Origin of the sequence: Stutzerimonas azotifigens DSM 17556 (genome assembly GCF_000425625.1) — a bacterium.
GTDB lineage: Bacteria > Pseudomonadota > Gammaproteobacteria > Pseudomonadales > Pseudomonadaceae > Stutzerimonas > Stutzerimonas azotifigens.
In genome coordinates, this window is sequence record NZ_KE384407.1 from 369,245 (window position 1) to 381,478 (window position 12,234).

Consider the following 12,234-nt stretch of genomic DNA (forward strand, 5'->3'; position numbering starts at 1 on the left):
ATCGGAGAGACGCCATGAACCCCTTCTTCCCCGACAAGTCCGTCCCGCAGAACGTCCACGGCTTCGAGCGCGCCGCCTCGATCGCCGGCGGCCTGGTCCTGCTCGGCAAGGGCCTGCGCCGCGGCGGCCTGGGCGGCATGCTGCAGCTGGCGATGGGCGGCATGGTGCTGGCGCGCGGCGTGACCGGACGCTGCGAGGCCAAGCGCGTGCTGACCGACCTCGACGAGCACGCCAGCATGGCCGAGCACAAGTCGAGCTACATGCCGCTCGACGCCAGCGAGAGCGATCGCGATCGGCTGCGGGCCAACGCCACTGCCGCGACCGAAACGGCCACCGTTACCGGCGACGACTCGCTGCGCAGCCCCTCGGCGGGCGTCTAGGCCGGCGCCAGCGTCTCCACCGCGCAGGGCACCACGACCAGCACCGCCCGCTGCCCGACCGCCACCTGCGCCATCGGGAACAGCACGCGGGCCTCGTCGTCCTCGACCAGCCAGCGCTGGCCGCCGGTTTCCTCGGCGAGCAGGGTGCCGCGCGGCAGCGGGGCGAAGTTCTCGATGGCCTCCGGCAGGCACAGGCGGAAGGGGCCGCGCGTCCTGACGACCTCCTGAGTCACGCGGAACAGCACCGGCGGCTCGCCGCTGGGCGCCTCCATCGGCGCGCCGGCCACCAGCCGCCACAGTCGCCGCTCGAAGGCCGCCAGCGATGGCGCCTCGGACAGCTCCAGCGTGTACGCCTCAGCTTGGTGCGCGCTGGCCGTGTGTGCGCTGAAGGTCGGCGCGGGCCGCTCCTGCAGCACGGCGCCGGCGAGCCCGAGCGTGCGCAGCCGGATCAGTGCGCGTGCCGACGCCGTCGGAGCAGTTGTCTCTTCGCGGTCAAGACAGTTCCCACGGCCCGCCCCTTGCGTTGCCGGGCAGATGGCGAACTGCGCCAGGCGCGAGGCGCGCATCACCGAATGCAGGTCGAGATGGCAACGATCGCGAGCGGCGTCGGCGAAGAAGCTCCTCACCAGGCGCTCCAGCTCGGCGGCGCGAAAGGCCTCGTTACCGCCCGCCTCGGCATGCGCCCCGGCGAACAGCCGGTTGAGGTCGGTCTCCAGGTAGCGCACGCCCCGGCGCACCGCGCCGGGGTTGCCGAGCAGGCACAGCAGCCGCACCCGCGGCACCAGCTCGCCGCGGGCGATGGCGCGCACCAGCTCGTCCAGCACCTGGATCGGCAGCACCTCGTTGCCGTGCACGCCCGCCGACAGCACCAGGTCGAGCCCGATGTCCGCGGCGGCCGGCGGCAGGATCTGCAGCGCCCCCTCGGCCAGCCAGTGCAGCTTCACGCCCTTGGCGGTCAGCTGGATCTTTTCGGTCGGTTCGCGGCCGGCCAGCGTCAGCTCCAGCCATTTGCCCAGTGCCAGCATCCTTTCGGCCTTTCAGTTCAATCGTGGTTGCAGTCCGGCCCGTGTACGTGGCCGTCCTCGGCCTCGACCGGCTCCATTTCCAGTTGCAGGCTGACCAGGTTGGTCGCCAGCGGGCGCAGCAGCAGGTTGGCGTACTCGGTGTCGCCCTCCTCCACATCGACGCCGATCATCAGCTGGCCGTTGCCGACCTGCTGGATCCACACTTCCTTGCCCTGCCACATGACGGCGAACCGCGTGCAGGAGGTTTCCAGCTGGGTCCCGTCGACGTCTTCCAGGATCAGGTGCAGGCTGTCGCTCATCGTTCTTCCTCGTGAGGGGCCACCACGGTGGCCCGTTGGCAATCAGGCATCGACCAGCTTGGCGATGGCGCGTTCGAGGCGGTCGAGGCCCTCGTCGATGTCCGCCTGCTCGATCACCAGGCTCGGCGCCAGGCGGACCACGTCGGGCCCGGCCTGCAGCACCATCAGCGCCTCGCGCTCGGCGGCATCGAACACGTCCTTGGCACGGCCCTTCCAGGCCGGCGACAGTACGCAGCCGATCAGCAGGCCCCGACCACGGATCTGGCTGAAGATGCCATAGCGTTCGCCGATCTGCTCCAGGCGGGTGCGGAACCGCTGGTGCCGCGCCTTCACGCCCTCCAGCACCTCGGGCGTGTTGACGATGTCGATCACCGCCTCGGCCACCGCGCAGGCCAGCGGGTTGCCGCCGTAGGTGGTGCCGTGGGTACCGACGGAGAAATGCGACGCGACCCGGTCGGTGGCCAGCATCGCCCCGATCGGGAAGCCGCCGCCCAGGCTCTTGGCGGTGGTCAGGATGTCCGGCCGCACGCCCGAGTGCATGTAGGCGAACAGGTCGCCGGTACGCCCGACGCCGGTCTGCACCTCGTCGAAGATCAGCAGCGCGTCGTGCTCGTCGCAGAGCGCGCGCGCGCCCTCGAGGTAGGCCTGCTCGGCCGGCAGGATGCCGCTTTCGCCCTGGATCGGCTCGAGCACCACCGCGCAGGTACGTTCGGAGACGACGGCCTTCAGCGCCTCCAGGTCGTTGTAGGGCACGTGGGTGATGCCCTGGATCTTCGGGCCGAAGCCGTCGGAGTACTTGGGCTGCCCGCCGACCGTCACGGTGAACAGGGTGCGGCCATGGAAGCTGTTGAGCGCCGAGATGATCTCGACCTTCTCTTCGCCATGCACATCGAAGGCGTAGCGGCGCGCCAGCTTGAAGGCCGCCTCGTTGGCCTCGGCGCCCGAGTTGCAGAAGAAGGCGCGGTCGGCGAAGGTCGCGTCCACCAGCTTCCTGGCCAGGCGCAGGGCCGGCTCGTTGGTGAACACGTTGGAGATGTGCCAGAGCTTGCCGGCCTGCTCGGTCAGGGCCGCCACCAGCGCCGGATGGGCGTGCCCGAGCACGTTCACGGCGATGCCTCCGGTCAGGTCGACGAGTTCGCGGCCGCTCTGGTCCCACACTCGCGAACCCTGGCCTCGCACCGGCACGAAGGCGGCGGGAGCGAAAGTGGGAACCATGACCTGGTCGAAATCGGCGCGTGCTACCGGAAGGTGCGGGGTCGGCATCGGGCTCTCCTGAGAGCGGCTTGAGAACGGAAGAACGCCCCGCATGGCGGGGCGTCGCTCCCGAAGTTTAAACGCAGCCCGAGCCGGTTTGAGCGCCCATCGGCAAAAAAAGCGCCGGCTTCAGATGACGTGCTGCTTGTCCAGCTCGATCGCCCGATCGAGCAGCTCCACCAGGCCGCGACGGGCCTTGAGCTTGGTGTTGCGATGGGCGGTCATGTTGAGCTGCTTCAACTGCCCGGCGGTGGCCAGGGCGATCGGCATCAGCTGTTCCGACGCTACCACGCGATCGAAGAAACCGATGCTCATGGCCTCCTGCGGCTCGAACATCTCGCCGTTGATCACCGCACGGTGGAAGCCGGGCTTGGTCAGACGGTCGCGCGCCAGCTCGATGCCCGAGTGGTGCATGGTCATGCCGATCTGCACTTCGTTCAGGCCCACGCGGAACTCGCCCTGCACGCCGATCCGGTAGTCGGCCGACAGCAGCAGGAAGGCGCCCTTGGCCACCGCATGGCCCGGGCAGGCGACCACGATGGGGAACGGATGCACCAGCATGCGCCGCGACAGCGCCGAGCCGGACGCCACCAGGGCCTTGGCGTTCTCGGGGCTGGAGGTCATGACCTTGAGGTCGTAGCCGCCGGAGAGGATGCCCGGCTGGCCGGTGAGCACGACCACCGCGCGGTCCTGCTCGGCGCGGGTCAGGGCGGCGTCCAGGGCTTCGATCACGGCCGGGGAAAGCGCGTTGACCTTGCCATTGCAGAGGGTCAGGGTAGCGATGCCATCTTCGAGGTGATAGGCGACGAGCTCAGACATGGCGCAGAATCCTTGTTCTTGGAAGTGCGCTGACGTTACCGAGTCGAGGTGCGCCAGGTAAAGCGCCGTGACTGACCCGCCGGTCACTCCGCCGGCCGTTCCGGCGCCTCGCCGACCGGCTCGTCCGGCCCGCTCGCCGGGAGCACGAGCTCGTCCTCTTCGAGCAGGGCAAGCACCTCCGGATGCAGGATCGCCTGCACCTCGCAATCGGCGATGTACAGCCCGAAAGCACCATCCGGCAGCCCCCTGCCGATGCGGTAGGGCTGCCCCTGGGGGTCGACGCTGATCCGCGACAGGTCTAGGTAGCGCGGCGCACAGGGGCGCTTCTCGGCGTCGCGCAGCACCACCACCCTGGGCCGCAGGTGCAGCTCCGGGTGCTTCTCCAGCACCAGCGCCACCTCGCCGGTATGCAGCTCGACCAGCGTCCCCACCGGGAACACCCCCAGCCAGCGAATGAACTGCTCGACCAGCTTCTCGTCGAACTGCTGCCCGCCGTTGTTGCGCAGCACGTCGAAGGCGACCTGGATCGGCCGTGCCTGGTCATAGGCGCGATGGCTGGTGATGGCGTCGAAGGCATCGACGATGGTGATGATGCGGGTGAAGAAGGAGATTTGCCCGGCCTGCAGCCCCTGTGGGTAGCCGCGACCGTCGAGGCGCTCGTGATGCCCGTGGGCGGCATGCACGGCCGCCGCCGGGATGTCCGCCTGCCCGCGCAGCGCTTCGTAGCCGTACACCGGGTGCAGCTTGATCTCTTCGAATTCTTCCGAGGTCAGCTTGCCCGGCTTGTTGAGAATGGCCGGATCGATGCGGATCTTGCCGACGTCGTGCAGCAGCCCGGCCATCCCCAGCGTCTCGATCTCCGCGTCCGACAAGCCCAGGGAGTTGGCGAACCCCATCGCCATGATCGACACCGACAGGCAGTGCAGGCCGGTGTAGGCGTCCTGGCTCTTGAGCCGGGTCAGCCAGAGCAGCGCGCTCTCGTTGTGCAGCAGGCTGTCGAGGTTGCGCTTGATCGCCGCGCGGCAGGAGCGGGTGTCGATCGGCCGGCCGTGCTGGACGTCGTCGAGCACCTGCTCCAGCAGCAGCACGCCCTGCTCGTGGCTTTCACGGGCCTCGGGCAGCGCAGCGGAAAACGCCTGCTCGTAACGTTCGCGTCGGTCGCTCGCCGCCACCAGCGGCACCGGCTTGGCCGCGTGCAACTCGCTGACTGCCACGCGCCTGGTCTCGTCAACGTAGACGTAGCGGCAGTGCTCCTGGACGACCCGGATGTCACGCGCACGCAGCAGCGGAAAGCCCTGGAAGAGAAAGGTCGTCTCGCGCCAGGGCCGATCCACCTCGACCACGTACATGCCCAGTTCCAGCTTCGCCGCTTCGATGCGCAGACGGGTCTGCACGCGCGCCGTGGAGACGGGCCTCTTCTGTTTCTTTTTCAGGAACGACATATGCCTTGCCTGGCAATTCCCTAGTCTTCGGACTGGCATTAATACCGTCTGGTTTCATGGAAGGTTAGCAATTGCATGCGCTTCGAGCGCTCCTTGAGATAAATCGATGAAAACCCGAAAAAATTTTTGCCATGGCCTGGCACTTCCGCTACATTAGCGCGCCTCGACGAAGCGCACGCCCGTCGAGATCCGGTGAGGTGTCCGAGCGGTTGAAGGAGCACGCCTGGAAAGTGTGTATACGGGAAACCGTATCGAGGGTTCGAATCCCTCCCTCACCGCCAGATCGAATCAGCGAAAAGCCCCGAAGGCCGCCGAGCCTCCGGGGCTTTTTTCGTTTCGGCCGCATGGTTCAAGCCCATGCGCTCCGTCTTGCGTCACGGTTTCACCAGCGCCCCGTTACCTGGAATGTGACGGCCGCAGCTTCGCGAAGGTGACCCCGGACCGGTTCGAGCGGCAGCCCCAGCGGCAACGATCCAGTCTGTCACATTCCGGACATCAACCTGTTGCCTCCCTTCTTGGTCCCTGCCGACAATCGCCGGGACTGAAGAGGGATTTTTCATGGTTACACTCGGATTCGGGCTCGCCGTAACGGCAATGCAGCGCTTTCCCCTCCCCGGGACAGACAGGACCCTCCTGCTGGCGATGGCCATGTGCGCCGACTGCATCGTCGGCCTTGGCATTGCGATCGCCTTCGTGATTGCCACCTGACCTGCCTGCCGGGCCGCTGCACGTACGCCAGCCCCTCTCCGCCCCCTCCTCCTCCAGGGCATCGGCACCTTCCATTCACAGCCGACGTACGCTCACCCGCTCGCGCATCATGGCTCGCTTCGATTGAACTACCGCTGGGCTTGTGACGGTCTGATGGCAAAAGAGGGCAGACTGATGCGAGATACCGAGAAGTTGGAACTGGTAACGATGGCTGACGGCTATGCCGTTCGGGAACAGCTGGTGACCACCACCCGCCGCATGGATCGAAGGCAGCCACCGAAGCGTGCGCCGGGCCGAAAAGACAGGAAGGCGGCGAACGCCTGAAGGCGTGGCAGTGCTCTGCTGGCAATCAGGTCCAGGCGTGCAGCGAAACGCAATGGGTGGCGCCTACCGCCCCCTTCAACGAGCGATCCTCTCCGTGCTCCTAAACCGCCAGCATCACCGCCAGTACGATGCACAGCAATGCGATGTAGGCCTTGGCATGGAGGCTGTCGGGAATCTTGCCGATCCACCGTGACGCCGCCCTGATGCCCAGCCACGAACCGGCCACCAGCACCAGACAGGCACGCAAGTCGATGTAGCCGGCATGCCATGCGCCCAGGGGCGCGGCGTTCCACGCCAGCGCCGCGTAGGTCGCCGAGCCCACCAGCGCCATCGGCAGCGACAACGGATTGGCCGCCGCCGTTGCGGTGCTCATGCTGGCGCCGCGCCTGCGCATCAGCGGGACCGTCATCACGCTCCCACCCACGCCAAGGAATGCCGCGATCGCGCCGATCGTCACGCCGGCGCCGGCAGTCGCCCGCTTCCCCAGCGGGCGAATCCGCGATCTGGTCTCCTGGATGAAACCGGGCCGCAGGAGGCTGTCGAGGATCGTCAGTCCCAGATAGACGATGAACGCCCAACGCACCCAGTCGCCGCTCGAGGCCAGCGCTGCGGTGGCCCCCAGCATGGCTCCGGCCGCGATGTAGCCCAGCAGCGGGCGCACCTGGCCCCATGGCACGGCCCCGGCCCTGTGGTGGCGCAGCGTGGCCAGCCCGGCGCCGAAAATCATCATGCAGGTCGAGGTGGCGACGGCGACGTGCATGGCGGCATGGCCCACCACGCTGTCGGGGCCGTAGGTGGCCAAGAGGACCGAATACAGCACGGGCACGGCGACGAACCCGCCGCCGAAGCCGAACAGTACGGTCGTCATGCCGGCCAACACGCCAAAGAACAGAAGCAGGAAATACATGGGATAGCGGCATCCTGACGAGGTAAAACGCCACGATATGGCGATGGCGCAATGGCCATCTTTCGGGAACTGGACAACAATCCTTTTGTTTCGGCCATGTTTTTCCCTGTCATGCACAACGTACCGCTCGATTCCGTGGATGCCGTCGCACGGCCCGTACTTGCCATCGGCACCGACTATCCGCCAGGCACCCTGCTGGATACCCACACGCATCGGCGCGCCCAGTTCCTCTACGGCATGAGCGGAGTGATGGAAGTGGAAACGGACGATGGCGCATGGGCCATTCCGCCTTACAGCGGGGTATGGATTCCGGCGGGCAAGCGCCATCGCGTGCGCATGCAGGGCGTGAGCACGCGCAGCCTGTATATCGAACCCGCGTCCGCACCGCGCCCGACAGGGCACTGCGAGGCGCTGGTCGTCACGCCGCTGCTGCACCAGCTGCTGCTGGCGTCCTTGGACATTCCCGCCCTCTATGACGAAGACGGCCGCGATGGCGCCCTGGTGCGGCTGCTCCTGCACGAGGTGCGCCTGGCACGGACGATGCCCTTGTTCGCCCCGATTCCCAGGGACCGGCAGCTTGCGAGACTGTGCAAGGCGTTTCTGGAATCACCCAGCATCCAGGCCACGCCGCAGGCATGGGCGCAGCAATCGCACAAGAGCCTGCGCACCTTCACCCGGTTTTTCCAGCAGCAGACCGGCATGAGCTTCGGGGCATGGCGCCAGCAGGCATGCCTGCTGGCCGCGCTGCCCAGGCTGTCGGCGGGACAGTCGATCACGCAGGTTGCCCTGGATCTCGGCTATGACAGTCCCAGCGCCTTTTCGACCATGTTCCGCAAGCGGCTCGGACAGACGCCAAGCGACTTCGTCCGGATGTCGTCATCCACAGGCTCCCGGTAGGTCCGATTTTCTGGCTTTTGATACCGGACGCCATCATTGCCGCGCCCGACCTCGCCGTATCGCGGATGCCATGAGCCGGCAACCCTGCCGGACCCGGCCTGCCTCGGGCTGGGACTGCCGGTATTCGTCCAGCCCAAGCAGATCAGGCCACCGCGCGGCCGTTGCCGCGCTGAACCGGGGCGATCTTCGCTATTTCAGGGGCGAGAACGCCATCGGTAGGTAGACGGTCGAGTGCATCCTTTTCAGTTGCGGCGTGGAATTCTCCGGCGGCCAGGCGCCCTCGTTCACAGAGCGGGTGCGAACCTCGAGGCGCTGCTCCAGGGAGCGGTAGGGCCAGATGTGCAGGATGCGCGGCAGGCTGCCCGAGGTGGCGTAGAAGGCGGCACAGATCGGCGAGTAGGCCGGCGCGGTGCGCGGGCCCAGCGCTCGCCGCCAGCCGTCCAGGGTCGGCGGCAGGCCGTCGGCGACCAGCTCGTACTCGCGCAGTTCGTAGAAGGGCCCATGGCTGCCTGGCGGCGGCAATTCCACGAAGGGGAACAGCCTGTAGTCCGCCACCTCGGTGGCCTCCAGCCAGGCGCCCACGCCCAGCGCATCGGGCGTCAGCAGGAGGCGCTCGCGCTCGGCTTCGCGAGCGTCTTCGCTGGCGAAGCCGCGAAGCAGGGCCACGCGGTTCAGCGGCCCGATCTCCGAATACCAGCATCCGAGCAGCGTCACGCCCTCGCGGCTCGACGCCAGGGCCTGTTGCAGCGCAGGTTGCGCGGCACCCAGGCAGCCCGGTCGGAGCGTCAGCGACAGCAGTTCGAACAGCTTCATGTCCAGCCCTCCTCCGCATCGAGCAGCCAGTCATGGCTAAGCGCATCGATGCCGGGGCAGCCCATCAGGTTCAGCGCCAGCCGCAACTCGTCGGCCAGCAGGTCGAGCGCACGCCCGGCGCCGGCCTCGCCGGCGACCGCCACGCCGTAGAGGGTGGCGCGGCCGAGCAGCACCATGTCCGCGCCGAGCGCCAGCGCCTTGACCACGTCGCTGCCACGGCGGATGCCGCTGTCGAGCAACAGCGCGAGCCGGCCACGCAGCCGCGGGGCGATCCGTGCCAGCGCTTCCAGGCTGGAAGACGCACCATCCAGCTGACGTCCGCCATGATTGGTGATGACGATACCGTCCAGGCCCAGGGCGGCGGCACGCTCGGCATCGTCGGGGTGCAGCACGCCCTTGAGCAGCAGTCGCCCGTGCCAGCCGTCGCGCAGGCGCGCCAGCTTGTCCCAGTCGAGCAGCGTGTCCATCTGCCGGGAGACGAACTGCATCGAGCCCAGCGCATTGCGCTCGGCAGCCGGGATGTAGGGCGCCAGGTTGCCCATGATTGGCAGCCCCTTCGGCCACATCACCCGGCGCAGCCAACCCGGATGACGCAGCACGTCCAGCTTGTTGCGCCACGACAGCTGCCGCGGCCGCGCGAAGTTGCGCCGGTCCCACTCCCGGTTGCCGAGCGTCGAGGCATCGCTGGTCATCAGCAGGGTCGACACGCCCTGGCTCTCGGCACGGGCGAGCAGATCCGACTGAATGGACGGATCGCGCATCGGGTAGAGCTGGAACCACAGGTTGACGTCCGGCGCCGCCGCACGCACCTCCTCCAGGGACGCGTTGGAGACGGTGCTCAGGCCGAACGGCAGGCCCCGCTGCGCGGCGGCGCGGGCCAGGTGCAGGTCCGCGTCCGGAAACAGCATGCCGTTGTAGCCGGTGGGTGCGATACCGAACGGCAGCGGCGTTTCCTGACCGAGTAGCTGACGGCGGGTAGCCGGCGGGTGCGCCGGCACCAAGGTTCGCGACTGCAGCCCCCAGGCACCGAAGGCGGCACGGTTGCGCCGCAGGGTCCACTCCTGTTCGGCGCCGCCTTCCAGGTACTCCCAGGCGAAATAAGGCAGGCGACGACGGGCCGTGGCGGCCAGTTCGGCAATGCTGTGATAGCGCAGCAGATCGCCGCCGCAATAGTAGTTACGCATCTTCCATCCTTCCGGCGATCTTCAGACCGCCGTAAAAAAGCCCGGAACCAAGGCCGGGCGAAAGGAGCAAAACTCGGTTGGCATGACATGGCGCTCGCCGGGCACGATGCGCCATGGCAGGGAAACGGACGATCCCGACAGGCTATCGCTTGCCGAAGCTGCCGCTACGGCCAGGTCCCGGACGTGCCGTTCCCCGACATCGGCAACGGGCGAACCCACGTAATCGGTGGGATTCGCCCGGTCGATCGGAGCAAGCGCCGGGCGCTCTTACCAGAAGTTCCAGGTGTAGGTAGTGGCGAAGCGGTACTCGTCGTAGTCGCTCCCGTACTTCTGCTGCGTCTTGATGTTGCGCAGGTCGAATCCCAGCCCCTTGAGCGCACCGCTCTGGACGACGTAGTTGAGGTAGATGTTGCGCTCCGACTCGGCGTTGTCGTCCAGCCCCGGGCCGCGGTCCCAGTGAGTGCCCTTGATGTAGCGGGTATACAGGGTCAGGCCCGGCAGGCCCCAGCCGGCGAAGTCGTAGCCGTAGCGCACGGACCAGGACCGCTCGCCCGGGCGCACGAAGGCCAGTGACGACCAGTTCACCAGATACGGGTTGGGGATGTAGCCGTTCATGGTCGGGAACACGCTGTCGCCGAGCATGCGCTGATAGCTGACGCCGAACATGTGCGCGCCCTTGAGCAGGGTGAACAACGCACCATAGGAGCGGTTGTCCACCGCGCCGGCGAGGGCGTCGCCGTCTTCGTTGTTGTTGAAGTAGCGCAGGTCGGTCTTGAGCTTGTAGCCACCGCCGAGGTCGGCCATGTGCGCCAGCCCGACATAGTGCTGCCGGTAGATGTCGTTGAGCACGGCGTAGAAGTAGCTGGCCTGCAGGCTCTTGGTCAGATCGTAGGTAACGCCGCCGAAATCCAGCCCGTCGCTGTCGAGGTTGTCGGTGGAGCCCCATTTGTAGAGCTTCTCGTGGTCCGAGGACTCGCGCGTCACGGCAGACCAGAAACGACCGCCGGTGAGGGTCAGCCCCTCGATCTCCTTGGATTCGAGCACGGCGCCCTGGTAGATGGTGTCCAGCTGCCGGCTGGCGTCATCGTAGGCGATCGGCAGGCGCGGTCGCATGTCGCCGATCTTCAGCTCGGTATTGGAATACTTCATCTTCAGCGTGGCGCCGGCGCGGCCGTAGTCGTCCGGGACCTTCTGGTCGGAGAGGCTGTAGGGCAGCGAGCCGTCGTTGCCGGAGGAATCCAGGCGAAGGGCGTACTGGGCGTTCAGGTCCAGGCCGAAGGCCAGCGGCGTATCGGTGTAGCCGGAAAAGAACTGCAGGTCGAAGCCCTGCGACCAGCTGCCCACCTCGGAAACCGGGGCATCGCTGTTGGTGAAGTTGCGATTCAGATAGAAATTGCGCAGGTCGAGCTTCAGGTGGCTGTCGTCGACGAAATCGGCCTGGGCCACGAGGGGCGCCCCCAGCGCCCCGAGGATGCAGGCGCCCCGGATGGCGCGCGCAAGCAAGGACTGATGAAACATGTGCCGCTCCTTTTCGTAATGCTGAGTTGGTGAGCAGTCCAAAGGTCCAAAGGCGGCAGTTGAAGGCGTGGCGCACTCTTGATGGTGCGCTCGACGCGAGAGCGGGGGGCTGGGCCGCCCGCGGCCCGACTCGATGGCCGGGTTCTGATCGTTGGGTTCAGCGGCTGGCCTTGGAGTCCTCGCAAAGCCGGTGGTAGGCGCGATCGAAATACACCAGCGCCTCGCGGGACGGGCCCTGCCGGATCTGCAGCACGTCGCAGTAGAAGATGTTGTGGGTCCCCACTTCATGGATCTGCGCGATGCGGCAATCGAAATTGACCAGCGCCTCGTCCAGTGCCGGCGCGCCGCTCTGCAGGGCGGACCAGGCATGCGAGGCGAAACGCTCTTCGGTACGCAGGTTGCGGTCGGCGAAAATGCCGGAAACGCCCTGGTGGTCGCCGGCCAGCACGTTCACGCAGAGCACGCCGTTGCTCTTGAAGTGCTCGTTGGCGAAGGACGAACGGTTCATGCACACCAGCAGGGTCGGCGGGGTGTCGGTGACGCTGCACACCGCCGAGGCGGTGAAGCCGAAGCGGCCGGACGGACCGTCGGTGGTGATCACCGTGACGGCGCCACCGAGCATGGCCATGGCATTGCGGAAATCGGTTATGGCAACCATGACGGG

The 12,234-nt window shown here is 67.1% G+C and carries 13 protein-coding genes and 1 tRNA gene; 4 read left to right on the forward strand and 10 right to left on the reverse strand.

The window, feature by feature from the left end; genetic code table 11:
- Positions 1–14 precede the first annotated feature (14 nt).
- Complete coding sequence (locus tag H610_RS0110290; protein WP_028239590.1) at positions 15–380, forward strand: YgaP-like transmembrane domain; 366 nt, start codon at positions 15–17, stop codon at positions 378–380.
- Here the strand turns inward: H610_RS0110290 and H610_RS0110295 are convergent.
- The 5 genes from H610_RS0110295 to H610_RS23685 form a co-directional block, all read right to left on the reverse strand.
- Positions 377–1,405: a succinylglutamate desuccinylase gene (locus H610_RS0110295; protein WP_028239591.1), complete on the reverse strand. Its 1,029-nt coding sequence runs from the start codon at positions 1,403–1,405 to the stop codon at positions 377–379. The genes H610_RS0110290 and H610_RS0110295 overlap by 4 nt on opposite strands.
- Before the next feature lie 17 nt (positions 1,406–1,422).
- Entirely contained in the window at positions 1,423–1,704 is a 282-nt protein-coding gene (locus tag H610_RS0110300) for a hypothetical protein (protein ID WP_028239592.1), read from the reverse strand.
- Positions 1,705–1,746: 42 nt separating this feature from the next.
- Positions 1,747–2,967, reverse strand: coding sequence for an aspartate aminotransferase family protein (locus tag H610_RS0110305; protein WP_028239593.1), 1,221 nt, complete (start codon positions 2,965–2,967; stop codon positions 1,747–1,749).
- Positions 2,968–3,087: 120 nt separating this feature from the next.
- Positions 3,088–3,777 carry a crotonase/enoyl-CoA hydratase family protein gene (locus tag H610_RS0110310; protein ID WP_028239594.1) on the reverse strand — a complete coding sequence of 230 codons (690 nt, stop codon included), beginning with the start codon at positions 3,775–3,777 and terminating at the stop codon, positions 3,088–3,090.
- A gap of 83 nt (positions 3,778–3,860) precedes the next feature.
- Complete coding sequence (locus tag H610_RS23685; protein ID WP_051231648.1) at positions 3,861–5,219, reverse strand: HD-GYP domain-containing protein; 1,359 nt, start codon at positions 5,217–5,219, stop codon at positions 3,861–3,863.
- 191 nt (positions 5,220–5,410) lie between these two features.
- Between H610_RS23685 and H610_RS0110320 the strand changes: the two genes are divergently transcribed.
- Both H610_RS0110320 and H610_RS25700 read left to right on the forward strand, forming a co-directional pair.
- Positions 5,411–5,500, forward strand: a tRNA-Ser gene (locus H610_RS0110320).
- 277 nt (positions 5,501–5,777) lie between these two features.
- Complete coding sequence (locus tag H610_RS25700) at positions 5,778–5,927, forward strand: hypothetical protein (protein ID WP_161630464.1); 150 nt, start codon at positions 5,778–5,780, stop codon at positions 5,925–5,927.
- Between the two features lie 424 nt (positions 5,928–6,351).
- Here the strand turns inward: H610_RS25700 and H610_RS0110335 are convergent, their stop codons facing one another.
- Positions 6,352–7,158, reverse strand: coding sequence for a sulfite exporter TauE/SafE family protein (locus tag H610_RS0110335; protein WP_028239595.1), 807 nt, complete (start codon positions 7,156–7,158; stop codon positions 6,352–6,354).
- A 111-nt stretch (positions 7,159–7,269) separates the two neighbouring features.
- On the opposite strand from H610_RS0110335, the gene H610_RS0110340 reads away from it, so the two are divergent.
- On the forward strand, positions 7,270–8,055 hold the full coding sequence (locus H610_RS0110340; protein ID WP_028239596.1) for an AraC family transcriptional regulator: 786 nt from the start codon (positions 7,270–7,272) through the stop codon (positions 8,053–8,055).
- A gap of 189 nt (positions 8,056–8,244) precedes the next feature.
- Here H610_RS0110340 and H610_RS0110345 read toward each other — a convergent pair whose 3' ends face one another.
- The 4 genes from H610_RS0110345 to H610_RS0110360 all read right to left on the reverse strand — a co-directional run bounded on the left by H610_RS0110345 (position 8,245) and on the right by H610_RS0110360 (position 12,228).
- Entirely contained in the window at positions 8,245–8,868 is a 624-nt protein-coding gene (locus tag H610_RS0110345; RefSeq protein ID WP_028239597.1) for an NIPSNAP family protein, read from the reverse strand.
- A complete protein-coding gene (locus H610_RS0110350) occupies positions 8,865–10,052 on the reverse strand; it encodes an alpha-hydroxy acid oxidase (RefSeq protein ID WP_028239598.1) in 1,188 nt (395 codons plus the stop codon). Before H610_RS0110350 ends, H610_RS0110345 begins: the two co-directional genes overlap by 4 nt.
- Positions 10,053–10,319: 267 nt before the next feature.
- Complete coding sequence (locus H610_RS0110355) at positions 10,320–11,570, reverse strand: OprD family outer membrane porin (RefSeq protein ID WP_028239599.1); 1,251 nt, start codon at positions 11,568–11,570, stop codon at positions 10,320–10,322.
- Between the two features lie 157 nt (positions 11,571–11,727).
- A complete protein-coding gene (locus H610_RS0110360; protein ID WP_028239600.1) occupies positions 11,728–12,228 on the reverse strand; it encodes a flavin reductase in 501 nt (166 codons plus the stop codon).
- Positions 12,229–12,234: the final 6 nt, after the last annotated feature.

Coding starts and splice junctions, on each gene's coding strand:
- H610_RS0110335 (WP_028239595.1), bottom strand. CDS start 7,158: ATGTATTTCCTGCTTCTGTTCTTTGGCGTGTTGGCCGGCATGACGACC.
- H610_RS0110300 (WP_028239592.1), bottom strand. CDS start 1,704: ATGAGCGACAGCCTGCACCTGATCCTGGAAGACGTCGACGGGACCCAG.
- H610_RS0110345 (WP_028239597.1), bottom strand. CDS start 8,868: ATGAAGCTGTTCGAACTGCTGTCGCTGACGCTCCGACCGGGCTGCCTG.
- H610_RS0110295 (WP_028239591.1), bottom strand. CDS start 1,405: ATGCTGGCACTGGGCAAATGGCTGGAGCTGACGCTGGCCGGCCGCGAA.
- H610_RS0110340 (WP_028239596.1), top strand. CDS start 7,270: ATGCACAACGTACCGCTCGATTCCGTGGATGCCGTCGCACGGCCCGTA.
- H610_RS25700 (WP_161630464.1), top strand. CDS start 5,778: ATGGTTACACTCGGATTCGGGCTCGCCGTAACGGCAATGCAGCGCTTT.
- H610_RS0110310 (WP_028239594.1), bottom strand. CDS start 3,777: ATGTCTGAGCTCGTCGCCTATCACCTCGAAGATGGCATCGCTACCCTG.
- H610_RS0110350 (WP_028239598.1), bottom strand. CDS start 10,052: ATGCGTAACTACTATTGCGGCGGCGATCTGCTGCGCTATCACAGCATT.
- H610_RS0110360 (WP_028239600.1), bottom strand. CDS start 12,228: ATGGTTGCCATAACCGATTTCCGCAATGCCATGGCCATGCTCGGTGGC.
- H610_RS0110355 (WP_028239599.1), bottom strand. CDS start 11,570: ATGTTTCATCAGTCCTTGCTTGCGCGCGCCATCCGGGGCGCCTGCATC.
- H610_RS0110290 (WP_028239590.1), top strand. CDS start 15: ATGAACCCCTTCTTCCCCGACAAGTCCGTCCCGCAGAACGTCCACGGC.
- H610_RS23685 (WP_051231648.1), bottom strand. CDS start 5,219: ATGTCGTTCCTGAAAAAGAAACAGAAGAGGCCCGTCTCCACGGCGCGC.
- H610_RS0110305 (WP_028239593.1), bottom strand. CDS start 2,967: ATGCCGACCCCGCACCTTCCGGTAGCACGCGCCGATTTCGACCAGGTC.